Source organism: Paenibacillus sp. SN-8-1, from assembly GCF_050995535.1.
Lineage (GTDB): Bacteria > Bacillota > Bacilli > Paenibacillales > Paenibacillaceae > Fontibacillus.
In genome coordinates, this window is the sequence record NZ_CP194782.1 from 3524821 (window position 1) to 3543123 (window position 18303).

Sequence of the window (18303 nt, forward strand, 5' to 3'; positions counted from 1 at the left end):
CAAAAGCATCCGTCAATAGCTATGTAAGGTATTTTTATGGCTCATGTTAGGTATTGTTACATTTTCATCACTGTACATAAGTAAAGAACCCTGCGCTAGACAGCGAGGGCTCTTTCTTCTATCTATTTCATGGGAAAACTTAGACTTGCACGGTACTGGAAACTGGTTTGGGTGTGGTAAATGTTTTGCCGACAATCGGCGCCAGTTTTTCCAAATCTCGGAGAAGGCCGGCGAATTGATCAGGAAACAGAGACTGTACTCCGTCTCCAGTCATTGAATTATCGGGATCCGTATGCATTTCAATAATCAAACCGTCCGCTCCTGCCGCTACCGAGGCCTTAGCCATCGGCTCTACAAGTTCACGTCTTCCTGTTCCGTGGCTTGGATCGGAAATGACGGGCAAGTGGCTGAGCTGCTGCAGAACTGGAATCGCGGACAAATCAAGCGTGTTCCGGGTATACGTCTCAAAAGTACGGATGCCTCGTTCGCACAGCATGACATCCGGATTGCCGCCGGCAAGGATGTACTCCGCCGCATTAAGAAGCTCATCATATGTCGCGCTGAACCCACGCTTTAGCAGAACCGGACGGCCGCAGCTGCCCAGCTTGCGAAGCAGATCAAAGTTCTGCATATTCCTTGTTCCAATTTGGAGAATGTCAGCATATTCAGCACAAACATCCACATATTCAGGTGTCATGACTTCCGTAATCGTCAGCAGGCCGTGCTTCTTCCCTGCTTCAGCCATCATGATCAACCCTTCAACACCTACACCCTGGAAGCTGTATGGGCCGGTACGCGGCTTAAATGCACCTCCGCGCAATACCTGGCCGCCGGCAGCTTTAACCAGACGGGCGATCTCATCAATCTGCTCAGGAGTCTCAACCGCGCAAGGGCCACCCATAACGACGAGCTCCCCACCGCCAATTTTGACATCGCCAATGGAGATTACCGTATTCTCAGGATGGAAATCACGGCTGGCCAGCTTATACGATTTGGAGATCTTCACCACGTTCTCTACGTCCTTCATCTGGCGTAGATGCTCTGCAAGCTTCGGTTCAATCTGTCCGATTAAACCAATTACTGTGCGGTCGCTGCCGCGGGATACATGTGCCTGCAACCCCTCTTTCTCAATCACAGCAATAATCTCCTGAATACGCTCCTCAGGCGTCTGGTTGGAAGTAATTACGATCATATTCAAACATCCTCTCATAAGGTCTTTAATCTCATATGCTTAACGATTAATAAATAATAACAATCCGATGCGCTTTTTCACTTAAACGCTTGTGCGCTTTTATGCTTGTGTGCTTTTAAGCTTTTAACCGCTAAAGTAAATATACAGGATGTTTGCTTCTTCGTCAAGACCTCCATCTCACAAAGAAAGCGCCCCGATACAGGGCGCATGCTTGATAGAATTATATGGTTTTCGCCGCACTTTTCTCACGAACTGGAGGCAGCAGCTTCTGCATATTCACCGTACGCACAATCTCCCAAGTCTCGGGACGATCAGGGTCATACTGCTCCAGATATGTGATGACTTCTTTGGTGATCGGGGTAGGTGTCGAGGCACCGGATGTGACTCCAACCTTCTTAACTCCCTCCAGCCATTCCCGCTTAAGTTCCGTAACGTCCGCAATCCGGTATGCTGTTACTCCCGCTATCTCTTCCGAGACCTGAGCTAGACGGTTAGAGTTATTGCTGCGGGGATCTCCAACGACAATAACCAGATCGGTCTGACCAGCTTGCTCAGCCACGGCCTCTTGACGAACCTGGGTAGCCAGGCAAATCTCGTTATGCACCTCGGCCCCAGGATACTTCTCTACCAGCTTCTTGATGATATGCTTAATATCCCACTGGCTCATTGTGGTCTGATTCGTAATAATGATCCGGTCCGCATTAAGGTTCAGAAGCTCAATCTCTTCTTCCCGCTCAATAAGGTGCACGTGCTCCGGCGCAATCCCCATTGCTCCCTCCGGCTCTGGATGTCCCTTCTTGCCGATATAAATAATCTCATAACCTTCCGCAGCCTTCTCTTCAATAAGAACATGCGTCTTGGTCACATCAGGACATGTGGCATCCACAGTAGTGAGACCCTTGTCTCTGGCGATCTTCCTTACCTCAGGTGATACTCCGTGAGCCGTAAAGATTACGGTACCTTTGTCCACCTGACTCAAAATTTCCAGCCGGTTAGGTCCGTCCAGTGTGATGATTCCTTCATCTTCAAAAGAATTGGTTACATGACTGTTATGAACGATCATACCCAATATATAAATCGGACGCGGAAGATCAAGGTTCTTGGCTGCCTGACGGGCCAGAACCATGGCATCCACAACGCCGTAGCAATAGCCGCGCGGTGAGATTTTGACGACTTCCATGAATTATACCCCGCTTTCTTGGAGCTGCATTGAACTCTCTTTGACAAACACCTCTAATTATACCCTATTGAAGCGGGGTCGGAAAGGCAGGGAGCCAGATTACAAAAGCTGTCCCTTCACCCTTACGGGAGATGACCTCCACAGATCCGCGGTGCTCATCAATGATCCACTTGGCGATAGAGAGCCCAAGCCCCGTCCCCTGGGTAACACCCCGGGACGGATCCGCACGATAGAACCGTTCAAATATATGCGGGATATCCTTCTGATCCATACCGATCCCTGTATCCGCAATCCGAATTCCAATCTGGCCGCCTACCCGTACCGCATCGATCATTACTTTGCCCTCCGGCGTGTACTTAAAGGCATTCTCAATAAAGATGAACAGCATTTGCTGCAAATAATCCCGGTTACCCTCCACGTATAAACCTTCTATAGCCGAGAGGTCCCCCTGAACCCAAGCGGCGGAGCGGGTAAGGAACTGGGATCTGCGTATAACATCCTGTACAATCGGGGACATGAGCAGCGGCTCCTTCGTAATCGTCTGCCCCGTATCAGCACGAGCCAGGGAGAGCATATCATTCACAAGCCGGCTCATCCGCTTAGATTCATCCGCGATGTCACTGATTGCTTCCATTGATAAGCTGCGAAGGCTCTGTTCATCCATCTGAAGACGTCCTTCGGCCTCCTGATCCCAGACCTTCTTCAGCAGATCGACATTACCGCGTATAGTTGTCAGCGGCGTTCTAAGCTCATGGGAAGCATCGGATACGAACCTGCGCTGGGTAGCATACGCTTCCTCCAATTCCTTATAGAACCTGTCTGTCCGTGATAACATCTGATTCACCGTGCCAATTAGCTGTCCAATCTCGTCATTTGGTCCCTCATAGTCAATGCGGACACTGAGGTCATTTCCCGTCTGAATCTGGTTAGCCGCTTCAATAACCTTGCCTATTGGTCGCATTGATTTGCGAGCCAGAAACAGCCCCAGTGTGGAAGCACACACTACCGTAATGAAGAACCCGAATACAAGTACCGTCTTCATCTGATCCATGAGACGGTCTTCAGACATGGTATTCACAGCCAGAGACAGCACCCCAAAGGGCTGGTCAGCTGAAGGCACAGGCAGTTCAAACAGGATGAAGGAATAGCCATTCTTCGTAAATGTAGAGAACTCCCCCCCATTGACAAGCGCATTCGGCTTGGGAACCGGCAGACTTAAATTCCGATCCTGCAGGGCAGGAGCCAGACTTGTAATCCCACTACCATAGAAGCTGTATATTTGCCATGAGATATTATTGTCTTCCAGTCTATTCTTCTGATCTTTGCTTAACTGAAGGTCAATATTCTGTCCATCTGTGTAGGTGTCCAGGTTCCGTATCTGATTCGCCTGCTCTACAATCTTCTTCTTGACCTCAGTGTAAATGTTATAGCGCACAAGTCCATAAATCGAAGCTCCGAACAACACCAGAGTTACGGCCAATATGCAAGTATACCATGCGGTCAGCCGCCATCTTATGGACATGGTTAAGATTCCCCTCTCAGAATATAACCGGCACCGCGGATTGTCTGAATTACCCGCTTCTCGCCCTGCTCCTCCGTTTTTTGTCTAAGCATCGCAATATAGACTTCAAGCACGTTAGATTCCCCGCTGTAGTCATAACCCCAAATGTTGTCCATAATCAAATCCCGGGTTAAGAGCCGCTTCGGATTCTGCATGAATAAATACAGCAGTTCGAACTCCTTGGCGGTCAGCTCAAGTCTGCGTCCGGCTCTTATGACTTCTCTCGAATCATAGTCCAGAACGATATCTTCGAATACAAGCCGCTGGGCATCTCCGTCCGAGGCAGTCTCTTTGCGCCGCAGCAAGGCTCTAACCCTGGCCAGCAGCTCTTCTAGAGCAAACGGCTTCACCAGGTAGTCATCGGCACCGAGATCCAGCCCCTTCACCCGGTTCTCTACTTCGTCCTTAGCGGTAAGCATGAGAATAGGCACGCTGCTGCCTCCCTCGCGAATCCGTCTGCAGACTTCAAATCCATCCACCTGCGGCATCATTACATCCAGCACCACCAGATCAGGATCAGCCGTCAGCATCATTTGCAGCCCTTCCATGCCATTATGGGCGGAATACACATCATATCCTTCAAAAGCCAGACCCCGCCGCAGCATGGATATAATTTTCTCGTCATCATCAATGATTAATATACCGGATCTCATAGGAACTCTCCTTTAGCTTCCCAGCTCCATACGGCTGGTCCATCTCAATTACCTGTTATTGTACCAGAATAAACCCCTTTATTTATAACCAAAAGGGCAGCTTCAGATTGGCTGTCCTTTTGGTGCTATAACCAAAGGGCAGCTTTAGATTGGCTGTCCTTTTGGTGCTATAACCAATAGATCAGCTTTAGATTGGCTGTCCTTTTGATATTACAACAAGAAGCGGTAGGGTTCTCCCTGCCGCTTCTGCTTCATACGTGCCTGGTATGTCTGCCCATTTACCTTACTGCAGATTCTGGAAATTGTTCTTGTCGCCAATTGTTACGGTAACATCCAGCTTACTGTCATTACGAACCACGTTCAGCTTGACCTTATCCCCGACTTTATGAGTCTGAATGTAAGCAATCAAGTCTTCCTTGGTCGCAAAACTCTTGCCGTCAGCACCTGTAATTATATCGTATGGACGAAGATCCGCACTGTAGGCAGGGGATTTGTATACGATCTCGGAGACTACAGAGCCCTCCTTAACATTTGTACCCATTTGCTTCGCAACCTCATCTGTCAGGGTCATCAATGAGGCCCCGATGAACGGTACCGGCTTCTTAGGAATGGCCTGGTTATTCTTCAATTTATCAAGGACTTCATTAATTGTACTTGTCGGAATCGCAAAACCAATCCCTTGTGAGTTCTCACTAACGGCTACGTTAATACCAATGACCTCACCTTTCAAGTTCAGCAGAGGACCGCCGGAGTTACCTGGGTTGATTGAAGCATCTGTCTGCAGAAGGTTCTCGTATTTACGGTCCTTCTCCCCATTCTCACCGGCAATAGAAATCTCACGCCCTTTGGAGCTGAGTACACCAGCCGTTACTGAATGGTCGAAGCCTTGCGGGTTACCGATAGCAACCAGCCATTCACCGACTTTGGTATTATCCGAGCTTCCAAGTGGAATGGAAGGGAAGTTGCTGCCTTCAATCTTGAGAACAGCCAGATCCAGGTCATAGCTTGTGCCAAGCACCTTGGCTTCATATGGCTTATTCGTGCCTTGGACCGTTACCTGAACCACATCCGCATTATGAACCACGTGCTCATTGGTTAGAATGTAGCCTGTTTTATCAAAGATAAATCCGGAGCCTAGCCCTGTCGGTACAAGCTGGTTACCTTGTGAGGAAGATCCCGATCCACTGTCACTGCCTCCGCTCTGTCCGTCACCACCAAAGATCCCGCTATCTCCACCGAAGAAGAATTGGTTGAACGGGTCTGTATTGCTGCTGCTTCCCTGGCTTTGCTTGCTTGACTTCACCAGCGTCTCAATCTTGACTACTGCAGATCCCGCATGATCTACGACATCACTGACATCGCCAGGATTGGTCATCGGAAATACAGCTTGAGTGTTCTTCGAGCCTGTGCTTTGCTCAGACTGCGCCGAACTGCTGCTGGCAGGATATGCAGCAACTGGAGTCGCCGCTTGATCTCCTGTGAACAAATTCTCTTTATCAGCAAAATACATCCCCCCGCCAAGAATCAGCATGCCTGCCAATGCACCGGCAATGATCGATTTCACGGATGATTTCGGTTTGCTGTTGTACTGCCAATTTCCATTCCCTTTGTTACCACTACCAGAACCGGATCCCTGGGCACTGCCACCACCCTCGTTAGATGGGCGGATATCATAAGATGTCATGAGCGGTCTCACCGGCTGAGGTGGTGTAATTTCAACATGATTGTGTTCGGAAGGAATATCTCTTCCACCTTCTCTATTATCTTGACCATAAGATTGGAAGGGGCCATATGAATAGTATGATGAACCGGATTCTGTAGGCTGCTGCGGCTTATCAGAAGCATTTTCCCCAAAGCCCTGTCCGGGCTTGTTTCTTTGTTCGTCCATGGTTTATTATCCTCCTTATCCCATGATTGTAAGGGATCTTGTTTGCTTGTTCTTATTGTGTACTATAAACCTTAAACGTACCTTAAAAACAATTAAAAAGGAGATAAACCTTTGTGGCTCTAGGAAACCCACCCCTGACGGTGTGCATAAATTGCGAGCTGCGTACGATCCTCAAGTTCGCATTTCATTAATAGATTGCTAACATGCGTCTTCACCGTCTTGATGCTGATATGGAGCTCCTCCCCGATATCCTTATTCGTCTTGCCTTCGGCGATCAAGAGCAGCACTTCCTTCTCACGTTCGGTCAGACCGGACTCATCATTTTGAACGGTCCGCTGACGAAGACCGCGTGTCAGTGCCTGAGCAACATCCCCCGTCATGACAGGCATCCCCCTATAAGCCCCCTGCAGCGCATAGATCAGCTCCTCCGCGGACACCGTCTTAAGGACATAACTAACCGCGCCGGCTTCTATTGCCTTGACAACAAGGTCATCCTCCAGGAAGCTGGTCAGAATGACAATCTTCAGATTTGGAAAATGGCCAAGCAGCACTTTAGTCGCTTCAGCCCCGTTCATCACTGGCATCATCAAATCCATAAGAATAAGGTCGGGCATTACTCCGGCTTCCGCTGCGGTTAACATATCAACGACCTGCTGGCCGTCACTAGCCTCTGCAATAACTTGAAACCTCGGGTCCAGCATCAGGTAAGTTTTCAGTCCCATGCGAACCATGTCATGGTCATCGACAATCATTACTTTCACCGTATCACCGCTCATGCTTCATCGCTCTCTTCCTGCTCTTCAAATTTAGGAATATGTACACGTATAGTGGTCCCCGCTCCAGGCTTGCTGATCACCTCGACATGCCCGCCCAGCTTCTCGGCCCGCTCACGCATAGTCATTAGACCGTAGGAGCCCTGCCTCTGGTAAGTGGAGCTGAAGCCCTGCCCATCATCACTGATACTTAATACAACCTGCCTCGGCCCTTCGCGCAGCGACAGACTGACCAGGTTAGCTCCCGCATGCTTAACAATATTCGCCATAGCCTCCTGTATGATCAGGAATAGCTGATGCTCCTTGGCCTCAGACAGCTCGCCCTTGATATCCAGTTCCTTCATACCTTTAAGATTATTCTGACGGCAGTAGTCGGGGAACCATTGATCCAATGCCTCGGATAATGTTTTGTCTACGAGCTCCATCGGTCTCAGCTGGGCGATAAGCGCCCTCATTTGCTTCTGTGCAATTTGAGACATTTGAATCAACTGTTCCATAACTGCCGAGGCCTGTTCCTCATTAATCTCAAGCACCTTTGGCAGTGACGAAGCAGCCATATGGATCGCAAAAAGCTGTTGACTGACAGTATCATGCAGATCTCTGGCCAACCGACGCCGCTCTTCAAGCACAGCCTTCTCCGAGGCCTGCTCCTTCTCGATCACTTCCTGCTCGCCAAGCTGCTGGAGCAGCTGCATCTTCTTCTCTACAGCGGCCATCATCGTATTGAACTCAAGATACACTCCGGCAAAGGTTGGATCGGGAATCGACGGCATCCTCACATGAAGATTTCCTTTGGCTACTTGAAGCATGTTCAAATGCAGCACATCGATCCTCCGCTGAATTCGTTGTCCGGCCAGATAACCGATTATAATTGAAAACACCACAATCCCCACCACGTAGTAAATCCACATGTGAGGGTTCGTGATGATGATATATCCAGATGAATTCAGAACAAAGAGGGCTGCCGCCGCCATACTTCCTGTCAACAGAAAGTAGAACAGCAGCTCCCACTTCGTACTTCTGAGATTTCGCAGCATCATATCAGCCCACCATATTCACTCGAACGTCTCCAACAAACACACTGACGACGAGTTTCACCTTGCGGCTGGCTTCCCCATAATGAGGGGAACTGGACTGTACATTACTGAGAAATCCACCCTGCTTCTCGTTCAGAACCTTCATATCCCCGATGAATGAGCTCGAGCTGACTGTAATGGCAACATCCATTTCATCAGGCATGAACACTTTAACGTCACCTATAAATGCCGACACATTAATCTGGGTCTCCCCGTAGGGGATCTGTGCCTTCGTAAGGTCAATGACCGTATCGCCGATGAAATGAGATACGTTCGTTGGCTTCAATTCGAAATAATCGCGTCCGATATGCACATCACCGATAAAGCCGGATTTGTTAATCCGCTCATGCCCACCGTAAGAATTACCATAATTATAGTGACTGGATTTCCCTTTATCCTCCCACGTATGCATAGGCTGAGCAGGTGGCTTCTCGCCAAATTTCTCCCCAAAGGCCTCATCCAGCGATGATTTCATCTCCGGGTGAAACGGAGGCTGGGTAGGCGGGTAAGGTGGATACGGTGGCTCCGGAGGGAATGGCGGCTCTGATGGAAATGAGTTATCATGACGATTCCTGCGACGTTCCCGGCGCGATGAGCCATTTCTCGGCTTGAACAAAATGCACAGTCCGCCTAGAATGAGTGCAGCCGGACCGAAGAACCGGAAGAACTCGCCTGGGGACAAATCAACCAGGTCCAGATTCCTTCCAAGAAAATACATACCGACAATAGTGACGATTAAACCACCTATAGCTGAAGAACCGTAACGTCTACCACTGAATACCTGAGTTAGTCCAGCAATAATCACAAATACCGGCCAGAAGGTTGAGAAAATGTATCCGATGCTGATCTCTGTATAACCAAGCTGATTCAGCAGAAAGAGCACCCCAATTGCGATTAATACGAGGCCGCCCATATACCTACCAAAATGATTTCCCATAAATTACGCCTCCAAATGCTGTAAACTTTAGCTTGACTCCAGTGTACAACAGGATGGACGTAATGCAACAGCGGCGTGAGATTGAACTTGATCTCGGTCTCGAGACCGAGGAAGTTTGAATTTTTTACCAAAAATTTGGAGTTTGATGAAACAGACATAAAGAAGCTGCCCCATCTTAAGATGAGACAGCTTCCTTGAGCGCGGCCGGCCTAGCTGTTGTTGCGGCTGCGGCTTTGACGCTTACTGCTTACAGAATTGTTTTGCAGAGAGCCCAATTTGTTAGAACTATTGTTCTCTTCGGCAAACTCTGCGTTGAACTTCTCATCCGGAGTCTGGAAGTTCGTGTGAGTTTGACCCTCAGCGTGAGAAGCTCTTGCCTTCTGAGCTACAGTGTTCTGTGAGCCCGTCTCTACCGCAAACTCTGCATTGTATTTCTCATTCGGAGTAAGGGATTTGCCTTGTCCACCCATGCTGCCTTGATTGGTTTGGTTGTTGCGTGGCATATTGTGTCACCTCCCTGTAATAAGTGCGGGGTAATCAAGTACCCAGTCCATAGTATGGTTAGCCGGGAGATACATTATGCACTCAGCCTAAAAAGCCCCTGCCAGGCTATAGCTGGCAGAAGCTTATCATTAAATCGAATTTTCCCACACACTTTCGGGAACCTCTTTATTCACTTGCATAACTTGTCCGAGTTCCTTGAGCATGGCCTCCGTCAGCTTACCCCGGCCGCGCTTCACTACTTGAACCTCAACCTTCTTTTTGCCCCACTCTTTGTACACCTGCTTCGTGGTAGAGAAGTACAGATCAATCTTCTTCCCTTTGATCGCAGATCCCTTGTCGGCAACGACCCCATATCCATAGCCGGGAATATAGAGAATAGTACCGATCGGGAACACTTTAAGATCAGCCGCAATCGTAGACACAGTCCGCTTATCTCTTCGCACCTTAACGCCTGAGTACGTAATGCCATACTGTGGATGATTCCTGCTCTTGCCTGTTGATTCAATACCCGCAGTATAACCTGTCGCCATTACGGATACGGTTCTCAGCACTCGCTCGTCATCGGGAGCTGCAAGCACGGCAGACGATGGGTTACCGCGGTTAGCCTGTGCGGATGATCTCAAGTCTCTCTTCTTGCTCTGATTCTCTAATTCCCGAACCCGATTACGAAAAGATGGAGCAACAACCCAATTGGGATGAAGTGCCGAGGTGTTTCTTTTGACAACAGGACTCTTCATGCTACTATCTTTCTTACTATGAGACTCGCTGAATTCCAAAGCTTTACTAACAAACCGTTCCAACAAGGATAACGGCTTATACTCGCTTGCGTATATCGTGCTGTCAGGCAACACCAGACTGAATATAATCATACCTATCGTTAGTGTGACACTGAGTTGTCTCCAAAAATAAATACGGCGCATATGAATACCTCCCCCTTATTCGAGAGGTTCTCCAGATGCGCCGTATTTTATACCTGGCCTATAATTAATAACTCAAAGAGTAAGCTAAATAACGTGGTTGCGAATCTCTTCCTGCAGCAAAGCTACAGTCTCGTCAATCGTCTTCGCACCAATGTCCCCTTCGCCCCGCTTACGGACCGAGACAGAAGAACTGTTCTTCTCATTCTCGCCGACGATGAACATGTATGGAACCTTCTCCAGCTGAGCTTCACGAATCTTGTATCCCAGCTTCTCATTACGCAGATCCGCTTCAACACGAATACCGCTGGACTGCAGCTTCTCAATCACTTCACGAGCATAGTCGTCAAAAGCACCCGATACTGGGATGACCTTCGCCTGCACCGGAGACAACCAGAGTGGAAGAGATCCGGCAAAGTTCTCGAGCAGGAATGCGGTCATGCGCTCCATCGTACTGATGATCCCGCGGTGGATAACGACTGGACGGTGCTTCTGCCCGTCATCGCCTACATACTCCAGCTCGAACCGCTCAGGAAGAAGGAAGTCAAGCTGTACGGTGGACAGCGTCTCTTCCTTGCCAAGAGCCGTCTTGATCTGTACATCCAGCTTTGGACCATAGAAAGCCGCTTCGCCTTCCGCTTCAAAGAATGGAATATCCAGCGACTCCACAACCTCACGCAGCATGCGCTGAGACATTTCCCACATCTCATCATTCTGGAAATACTTCTCCGTATCCTGAGGATCGCGGTAAGACAGACGGAAACGGTAATCGCGAATTCCGAAGTCATCGTACACATGCTGGATCAGACGGATTACGCGCACGAACTCGTCCTTAATCTGATCAGGACGGCAGAAGATATGCGCATCGTTCAATGTCATGGCACGAACACGGTGCAGACCGGTTAATGCTCCGGACATTTCGTAACGGTGCATAAGACCAAGCTCCGCAATCCGGACAGGAAGATCACGGTAAGAACGCATATCGCTCTTATAGACCATCATATGGTGAGGGCAGTTCATTGGACGAAGAACAAGCTCTTCGTTATCAAGAACCATCTTAGGGAACATGTCCTCCTGGTAGTGTTCCCAGTGACCGGAAGTTTTGTACAGCTCCACATTACCCATTACTGGGGTGTAGACATGCTGGTAGCCCAGTCTTTCTTCCAGATCAACAATGTAACGTTCAAGCGTGCGGCGCAGCTTCGCCCCGTTCGGCAGCCAGATTGGCAGGCCTTGTCCAACAAGATTCGAGAAGGTGAAGATCTTCAGCTCTTTCCCGAGCTTACGGTGATCGCGCTTCTTCGCTTCTTCAAGCAGGTGGAGATGGTTATCGAGCTCCGCCTTCTTCACGAACGCGGTACCATAGATCCGCTGCAGCATTTTGTTCTTGCTGTTGCCGCGCCAGTAAGCACCGGCTACGCTGAGCAGCTTGAATACTTTGATCTTGCCGGTTGAAGGCACGTGAGGGCCACGGCACAGATCGAAGAACTCACCTTGATCATAAATCGTGATAATGCTGTCTTCCGGAAGATCACGAATAAGCTCCAGCTTATAAGGATCTTCGAGCTCGGCAAAAATATCAAGGGCCTCCTGTCGGCTTACTTCGCGGCGGGTAATCGGCAGGTTCTCGCCAACGATACGCTCCATCTCCTTCTCAATCTTTTGCAGATCTTCAGGATTAAGCGGGTGTTCGAGATCCATATCATAATAGAAGCCGTCCTCAATAACCGGCCCGATTCCGAGCTTTACTTCCTTATTGCCGAACAGGCGCTTGACCGCTTGAGCCAGCAAGTGCGCTGAGCTGTGGCGCATCATTTCAAGTCCATCCTGGGAATCCAGGGTGATAATTTCAATTTGCGCCCCTTCAACCAGCTTCGTGTTCAAATCAACAACTTGACCGTTCAGCTTACCTCCTACAGCATTCTTACGCAGACCGCTGCTGATGGAAGCCGCCACATCTTCAAAAGTGCTGCCTTCCGCATACTCCCGTACGGAGCCGTCCGGCAATTTAATCGATACTGCCATGTTCATCTTCCTCCTCCAAAATAATCCGGTTCTTCAAGAAGCGGACAACAAAAAACACCCGCCCCGAAAAGGGACGAGTGTGTGATATACCCGTGGTTCCACCCTAATTTGACTCTCACTGCTATCGGTACATCTGGCAGCTGAAGTCCTTCATTAGCATTCTATAACGTGAATGATCCGGCGGTTCTTACTGAATTCGGAAAATCCGAATGTTCGGAGCCGCAGCTACAAAGGGGTAGAATAAAGTCGAAGCGGAGGAAATTTCAGCCGGGGTTCCTCTCTCTGCGCGTTTCGTTGTTCCTTATTCCATGTCTTTATCATGGCTGTTCCAATGATACAATATCTTCAGATATTATAGCGTTACGAACCCAGCCCAGTCAAGGTGTACAGCTTCTTTTGTCGGTGGGAATGATTCTCACGGCCCTTGATTCCCATGCTTTCGTCCTCCCCCCGGAAAAGCCTTGCAGCGTGGGCAGTATTCGCACATTTCGATTCGTTCTCCGAAAATTTGCCGGATTGTCGAAATGATCTGTACCTCTGGTTCCAGAGTGTGAACAACAATCCGGCCAGGGGATAAGGAGATGAGCGAGCTGACAATGACATCGCCGAGCTCAAGCTCGTTGTCGGCGATTTGGGCAACGACCCCTCCCACCGCGGCTTCAAGCGGCATCATGTGCTCGTTATAAATCGTAAATTCACTTCCGCCCATATGAATCAGATGAACTACCCCGATTTGAGTCTCCTGGAAATGCACAAAATATTTCAGCAGCCCTATAAATTCCTCATACTGCTTATCAAGCAAATACTCATCGACCACATAATCCAGAGTCTCCCGGATCTGGTCCATGTACTCCTTCATTCGAAAAGCAATAAATCCATCCAAATTCAGTTCGCTATTCTCTTCAAGATAACTACGAATATGGACAGCCAGCTGTCCGCAGCGCCGGTCCCTGATCTCAGTCCCCTCAATCTCAGGGCTTAGCAAATGCAGGCAGGACTCAACAATTACCGTTTGGTCCTCTGTATCTGTGAAGTCATACTCTCTGGAGACCAAGCGTCTCACTATGTCCGCTTCCTTCTCCGTAATTACATACTCCGCAAGCGCAAGGGACAGCTTCTCCCGGATTGAAATCGAGCGCTTCGCAAAGCTGTAAGCGGCCACATCACCTTCAAATACAGCTCTTACAACATCTCCATCGGTTACAAAGCGCAGTTTAAACCCCGATTTATCTCTATGTAAACCGTTAAATTTACGCCGGATCAGACGGGCGAACCGCTCTGCATCTTTTTTGCTTCCGGCAGCCGCGGTTACTATACAGAACTCCATGGACTTGCCTCCTTCCCTTCTCTCTCCAAAGTATATGGTGAGACCATGGAGGATATACGGGAGGGACGTATGGAAAAGAATGCAGGAAAAGCGGGACATTCCCTGGAGAATGAATATGTTGTTGCCCTTCATGAGGATGGAAGCTATGGGGAGTTCAGGTACTTGGGAGGAGGTTGGACCCAAGAATTCTTGAAGCAGGTGATCCCCCTGTCCAACAAGGAATTTGCCACATATGGTACTTCGGATGGGTACGGATATTTGGTGAAGATAATTCCGCAAGCTCCTGAACCGGACCCTGGTCATCCCGAGGTCCAGCTTAAGTTAGATTCTATCTCATATAGTCTGATTCCAGGCGATACGCTGGATACCCATTTAATTGTTCAGGATCAACAGGGCGGATCAAAGGACGTTACATCCCAAGGGAAGTATGTGATTGAGGATACCAGCATCGCCCAGGTTGATAAGGAAGGGAACATTACCGGAGTTCGTCCAGGTGAGACGACGCTTAATGCTTCCTATCAAGACCAGACCGTGACTGCGAAGATTTATGTGTTCAAGGCTGCGGTTAATGGCCTTAAGCTGGATTCAGACGAATACAGTCTGCTGCCCGGCGAGTCGCTAGATACCCGTCTAACAATCAAAGATGGAGCCGGAACGAAAGACGTTACTTTAAAAGGAACCTATTCTACCGGGAATCCGAAAGTTGCGGTGGTAGATAGTGAAGGGAACATCACGGCGGTCGGACACGGTGAGACCTTGCTCACAGCAAGCTATCAGGGCGTGGAAGTCAAGGCGAAAGTGATTGTATATTAAGATAGAGCAAAAGGCGCAGCTCCTTTAAGGTAGCTGCGCCTTTTCTTTTCCGAATCTGATTTCGGCTAACTCAGGGCGGCTGTACACAGTCCTCCTTTGTATACCTAGTTGATATTCCAAAGGATCCATTTGTTATCTGAATTAAGTTCGAAGCTAAAGTACACGGGTAATATTTTTGGATAATCGCCACTTTCAAGTGCTACTTCATAATATAAAGTTCTAGTATAATTCCCATCCTCTGGAGCAGTTCTTTTACCGAAGTTCAAAGCCTCTGCATTTTTCTTTCCCGTGCTAGTTAGAGCATTAATTGTAGCGGAGGATTTACCATCTCTCCAATCCACCATGTATTTATGTACACTCTTGGAAGATTGCTCAGCCCAATTAGTACCAGACCCGGATGATTTCACATTTTTTTTAATCCATGCCTCTACTGCTGAACTGTCGTTAGTTCTATATGCATCTAATAGTAATGCTAAGTAGGTCCCTGCTGCAGATTTATTATCCTGAAACATTTTCTCTACACTTGTAGATTGCGGATAACCGTCTACTACATCTGAATTACTTGGAGTACTCGGAGTGTTAGAACTGCTGCCAATATCAGAGACATTGCTGTTATCCTTATCTGGTGCCGAGCTTCCACCACTTCCTGTACTAATTTCAACCGTCTGAGTAGAACTGTTCCATTTCACAGTCCCTCCCATAGCCTCAGCTACTGCTTTTGCAGACACATAACTATGTCCATTGTATGTAATTGGATACATCATTCCTTCATTACTCGAAAGATCCACTTTTGTCCCGTCTACGCTAATTTTGATCCCGCTATCTTGATACGCGGTAATCTTTCTTGCGGTGTTCGCCGCATATACAGAAGTCCCTGCTAGAGCAATAATGGATAAAACAGAAGTAATCGCCAAAACTTTTCTAGTAAAGATTGTTTTCATTAAAATCTCCCTCACTTAAATTACTTTATAATATACTGTTGTAAAGCATGTCCTAAATATTGCGGAACACTAAATTATAAGATAATGATCGATCTGGCTGACGGAAACACGCCAAATAGTAGTATGGCTACAATAATCCATGACACTATTTTCCTCATGTGATATCCTTCCTGAGCTATAAGATATTATTATTTCTTAGTATAAACATTAACGTAATTAAAATTAGGGAAAATCTTATCCTGATCTACATAAATTTCATAATCAGAGTTTTCAACAATTAAATCTTCTAATTTCATATTGCTAGAGGTTTTGGCACTAAGATGTTTAATTACAGCGTCAACCGTTTTCTTATCTATCTTTTGCAGTAGAATCTCTTCTACTTCTTTCAATTGAAGCTTATAGTTTCCTTTAAAATTAAGATCAATATCAAGCACAGGATAGTCTTTGCCTAATTTGTCATATTCATCACCTTTATCAAAAACCAAACCAGATCCCGTATTCTCAAATACCGTAAAACCATGAATCACTTGCTTCTTAATCGTATTTCCTTCGGTTTTAGGCTCTTGTGTATAATCCCCCGTAGTTATCTCCACTGTATTGATTGCGCTATTCCAAACCACTTTAGCCCCCAGCGCCTGGCTAACAAAACGAAGTGGCACAAAGGTTCGTGAGCCTTTCTCCATCGCGGAGGTGTCCATCTGCTGATTCTGACCATTCACTTGGTATACCTTATTGCCTATCGTGAGCTTAACCAACTTAGGTTTAAGAGAGATCGTAATCAGCTTAGTCTTTCCGTTCCAATCCACCTTGGAACCCAATGCTTCGCTTACAAAGCGGACAGGAACTTGTACTCGTTGATTCTTGTCCAAGAACGGTTGTGCATCCGGGAACCAGATTCTCTTTCCGTTCACTTCAACACGCAGCGGGATTGCCGCTGAGGACATTGAAGGTAGTAGAACAGCAACTAAAGCCACAATTAGTGCGATGATGCTTGTTTTTTTCAAGATTTATCCCCCTTTTGAATAGAAATAATTAATACCTGCTAACTAGGCATTCCTGGATATTCTACCAATATAGAACTTGGGGTTCAATACCTTTGTAGGAATTTTTTAGTATTTATTATCTTGTGCCTATTAAAATTTATTGTTATTTGGATAATATAAGACCTAAATCCCGCTATAGATGATTTAACTAGACAGTATGTCCTAGATAAAAAACAGCGCCCATCTACCCCAATCCCATAAAAGGATTAGAGACAAATAAGCGCTGGTTGCTATATGGAATGAACTAAGTAATTGACGTTAGAATAACGCAGTTTAGTTCAACCCATATTGTATTGGTTATAAAGTTAAATTTAGTTCTGCATAACAAAATCATTCTCGACATTCGCGCTCTCATCATCGAACACGCGAAGAATGTCGTAACGGGTATTGCGCTGCGCAGGAATCTTGCCGGCTTCGCGGATCAGCTTCAGGATCGAGCCAATATTCACTTTATGCGTTGCCCCAGCGGACGAGACCACGTTCTCTTCGATCATCGTACTGCCGAAGTCATTGCAGCCATACTGAAGGGAGAGCTTGCCGACCTCTGGTCCCATCGTTACCCAGGATGACTGGAAGTTCTTGATATTATCCAGCGTGATCCGGCTGATCGCTACGGTCTTCAGGTACTCTTCCGGCGTCTGGCGGTCCAGCTTCAGGTTCGTATTATCCGGCTGGAAGGTCCACGGAATGAAGGCTAGGAAGCCTTCGGAATCGTAGCCATTCTGGATGCATTCATCCTGCGCGTCACGTACGCGGTGCAGATGCAGTGCGCGTTCTTCCATCGTCTCACCAAGGCCAATGACCATGGTAGCCGTGGTATTCATGCCCATCTTGTGGGCTGTCTTCATGACATCCATCCAGTCTGTCCATGAGCCCTTAAGACGGCTGATCTTGCGGCGTGTCCGGTCGTCCAGAATTTCAGCTCCGCCGCCTGGCAGGGAGTCAAGCCCAGCTTCGTGAATCTGACGTACAACTTGTTCCAGGGTAAGACCATCCGAGACGACAACCATCTTCTGAATCTCCGCCGGGGAGAACGAGTGCATCGTGATCTCCGGGAAGCGCTGCTTGATCGCACGCAGTAGATCCGTATAATAGCTGAACGGCAGGTTTGGGTTCGTCCCGCCCTGCATCAGGATTTCGGTTCCGCCCACATCCATTGTCTCCTGAATCTTCTGGAAGATCACTTCATCCGGAAGTACATACCCCTCATCCGAACCCGGTCTGCGGTAAAAGGCACAGAAACGGCAGTACACATCACATACGTTCGTATAGTTAATATTCCGTCCAATAACAAAGGTAGTGATAGGATCTGGATGCATCCGGTTCATGAGAATATTGGCGGTATGCCCCATCTTCTCAACTTCATTGGATTCAAAAAGTGCCGTAGTATCCTCGACCGTAAGGCGTTCGCCCTGAAGTGCTTTATTCAAAATTGAGTCTATCATACAGAACCTCCTAACAAGAGTCTCGTAA

At 47.9% G+C, this 18303-nt stretch carries 16 protein-coding genes; 1 reads left to right on the plus strand and 15 read right to left on the minus strand.

Annotated elements, in window-relative coordinates:
- Window positions 1-139 precede the first annotated feature (139 nt).
- The 12 genes from aroF to ACRRNK_RS17320 form a co-directional block, all read right to left on the minus strand.
- Complete coding sequence (gene aroF, locus ACRRNK_RS17265) at window positions 140-1192, minus strand: 3-deoxy-7-phosphoheptulonate synthase (protein ID WP_433943915.1); 1053 nt, start codon at window positions 1190-1192, stop codon at window positions 140-142.
- 220 nt (window positions 1193-1412) lie between these two features.
- Window positions 1413-2372 carry a 4-hydroxy-3-methylbut-2-enyl diphosphate reductase gene (locus ACRRNK_RS17270; protein WP_433943916.1) on the minus strand — a complete coding sequence of 320 codons (960 nt, stop codon included), beginning with the start codon at window positions 2370-2372 and terminating at the stop codon, window positions 1413-1415.
- Between the two features lie 64 nt (window positions 2373-2436).
- Window positions 2437-3894, minus strand: coding sequence for a HAMP domain-containing sensor histidine kinase (locus tag ACRRNK_RS17275; RefSeq protein WP_433943917.1), 1458 nt, complete (start codon window positions 3892-3894; stop codon window positions 2437-2439).
- A gap of 2 nt (window positions 3895-3896) precedes the next feature.
- Window positions 3897-4586, minus strand: a complete 690-nt coding sequence (locus ACRRNK_RS17280; protein WP_433943918.1) for a response regulator transcription factor — start codon at window positions 4584-4586, stop codon at window positions 3897-3899.
- 283 nt (window positions 4587-4869) lie between these two features.
- Window positions 4870-6474, minus strand: a complete 1605-nt coding sequence (locus ACRRNK_RS17285; protein ID WP_433943919.1) for a S1C family serine protease — start codon at window positions 6472-6474, stop codon at window positions 4870-4872.
- Window positions 6475-6593: 119 nt separating this feature from the next.
- Window positions 6594-7250 (minus strand): response regulator, encoded by a 657-nt coding sequence (locus tag ACRRNK_RS17290; protein WP_433943920.1) that lies wholly within the window; start codon window positions 7248-7250, stop codon window positions 6594-6596.
- Window positions 7247-8284 (minus strand): sensor histidine kinase, encoded by a 1038-nt coding sequence (locus tag ACRRNK_RS17295; protein ID WP_433946929.1) that lies wholly within the window; start codon window positions 8282-8284, stop codon window positions 7247-7249. Before ACRRNK_RS17295 ends, ACRRNK_RS17290 begins: the two co-directional genes overlap by 4 nt.
- Before the next feature lie 4 nt (window positions 8285-8288).
- Window positions 8289-9260: a cell wall-active antibiotics response protein LiaF gene (gene liaF, locus ACRRNK_RS17300; RefSeq protein ID WP_433943921.1), complete on the minus strand. Its 972-nt coding sequence runs from the start codon at window positions 9258-9260 to the stop codon at window positions 8289-8291.
- A 209-nt stretch (window positions 9261-9469) separates the two neighbouring features.
- Entirely contained in the window at window positions 9470-9763 is a 294-nt protein-coding gene (locus ACRRNK_RS17305) for a hypothetical protein (protein WP_433943922.1), read from the minus strand.
- 129 nt (window positions 9764-9892) lie between these two features.
- Window positions 9893-10501 (minus strand): 3D domain-containing protein, encoded by a 609-nt coding sequence (locus ACRRNK_RS17310; protein WP_433946930.1) that lies wholly within the window; start codon window positions 10499-10501, stop codon window positions 9893-9895.
- 267 nt (window positions 10502-10768) lie between these two features.
- Window positions 10769-12706 carry a threonine--tRNA ligase gene (thrS, locus tag ACRRNK_RS17315; protein ID WP_433943923.1) on the minus strand — a complete coding sequence of 646 codons (1938 nt, stop codon included), beginning with the start codon at window positions 12704-12706 and terminating at the stop codon, window positions 10769-10771.
- A 415-nt stretch (window positions 12707-13121) separates the two neighbouring features.
- The gene (locus tag ACRRNK_RS17320; protein ID WP_433943924.1) at window positions 13122-14033 is read right to left on the minus strand and encodes a putative sporulation protein YtxC; all 912 of its coding nucleotides are present in this window, start codon (window positions 14031-14033) and stop codon (window positions 13122-13124) included.
- Window positions 14034-14102: 69 nt separating this feature from the next.
- On the opposite strand from ACRRNK_RS17320, the gene ACRRNK_RS17325 reads away from it, so the two are divergent.
- Window positions 14103-14846, plus strand: a complete 744-nt coding sequence (locus ACRRNK_RS17325) for an Ig-like domain-containing protein (RefSeq protein WP_433943925.1) — start codon at window positions 14103-14105, stop codon at window positions 14844-14846.
- Between the two features lie 104 nt (window positions 14847-14950).
- Here the strand turns inward: ACRRNK_RS17325 and ACRRNK_RS17330 are convergent, their stop codons facing one another.
- The 3 genes from ACRRNK_RS17330 to mqnC all read right to left on the minus strand — a co-directional run bounded on the left by ACRRNK_RS17330 (window position 14951) and on the right by mqnC (window position 18275).
- Entirely contained in the window at window positions 14951-15787 is an 837-nt protein-coding gene (locus ACRRNK_RS17330) for a stalk domain-containing protein (protein WP_433943926.1), read from the minus strand.
- Between the two features lie 188 nt (window positions 15788-15975).
- Entirely contained in the window at window positions 15976-16791 is an 816-nt protein-coding gene (locus ACRRNK_RS17335; RefSeq protein WP_433943927.1) for a copper amine oxidase N-terminal domain-containing protein, read from the minus strand.
- Between the two features lie 350 nt (window positions 16792-17141).
- Window positions 17142-18275 carry a cyclic dehypoxanthinyl futalosine synthase gene (mqnC, locus tag ACRRNK_RS17340; protein ID WP_433943928.1) on the minus strand — a complete coding sequence of 378 codons (1134 nt, stop codon included), beginning with the start codon at window positions 18273-18275 and terminating at the stop codon, window positions 17142-17144.
- Window positions 18276-18303 lie beyond the last annotated feature (28 nt).

Bases quoted from the DNA above. Each gene is read 5' to 3' on its own strand.
- aroF (WP_433943915.1), bottom strand. From the start codon at position 1,192: ATGATCGTAATTACTTCCAACCAGACGCCTGAGGAGCGTATTCAGGAG.
- ACRRNK_RS17270 (WP_433943916.1), bottom strand. From the start codon at position 2,372: ATGGAAGTCGTCAAAATCTCACCGCGCGGCTATTGCTACGGCGTTGTG.
- ACRRNK_RS17275 (WP_433943917.1), bottom strand. From the start codon at position 3,894: ATGTCCATAAGATGGCGGCTGACCGCATGGTATACTTGCATATTGGCC.
- ACRRNK_RS17280 (WP_433943918.1), bottom strand. From the start codon at position 4,586: ATGAGATCCGGTATATTAATCATTGATGATGACGAGAAAATTATATCC.
- ACRRNK_RS17285 (WP_433943919.1), bottom strand. From the start codon at position 6,474: ATGGACGAACAAAGAAACAAGCCCGGACAGGGCTTTGGGGAAAATGCT.
- ACRRNK_RS17290 (WP_433943920.1), bottom strand. From the start codon at position 7,250: ATGAGCGGTGATACGGTGAAAGTAATGATTGTCGATGACCATGACATG.
- ACRRNK_RS17295 (WP_433946929.1), bottom strand. From the start codon at position 8,284: ATGCTGCGAAATCTCAGAAGTACGAAGTGGGAGCTGCTGTTCTACTTT.
- liaF (WP_433943921.1), bottom strand. From the start codon at position 9,260: ATGGGAAATCATTTTGGTAGGTATATGGGCGGCCTCGTATTAATCGCA.
- ACRRNK_RS17305 (WP_433943922.1), bottom strand. From the start codon at position 9,763: ATGCCACGCAACAACCAAACCAATCAAGGCAGCATGGGTGGACAAGGC.
- ACRRNK_RS17310 (WP_433946930.1), bottom strand. From the start codon at position 10,501: ATGAAGAGTCCTGTTGTCAAAAGAAACACCTCGGCACTTCATCCCAAT.
- thrS (WP_433943923.1), bottom strand. From the start codon at position 12,706: ATGGCAGTATCGATTAAATTGCCGGACGGCTCCGTACGGGAGTATGCG.
- ACRRNK_RS17320 (WP_433943924.1), bottom strand. From the start codon at position 14,033: ATGGAGTTCTGTATAGTAACCGCGGCTGCCGGAAGCAAAAAAGATGCA.
- ACRRNK_RS17325 (WP_433943925.1), top strand. From the start codon at position 14,103: ATGGAAAAGAATGCAGGAAAAGCGGGACATTCCCTGGAGAATGAATAT.
- ACRRNK_RS17330 (WP_433943926.1), bottom strand. From the start codon at position 15,787: ATGAAAACAATCTTTACTAGAAAAGTTTTGGCGATTACTTCTGTTTTA.
- mqnC (WP_433943928.1), bottom strand. From the start codon at position 18,275: ATGATAGACTCAATTTTGAATAAAGCACTTCAGGGCGAACGCCTTACG.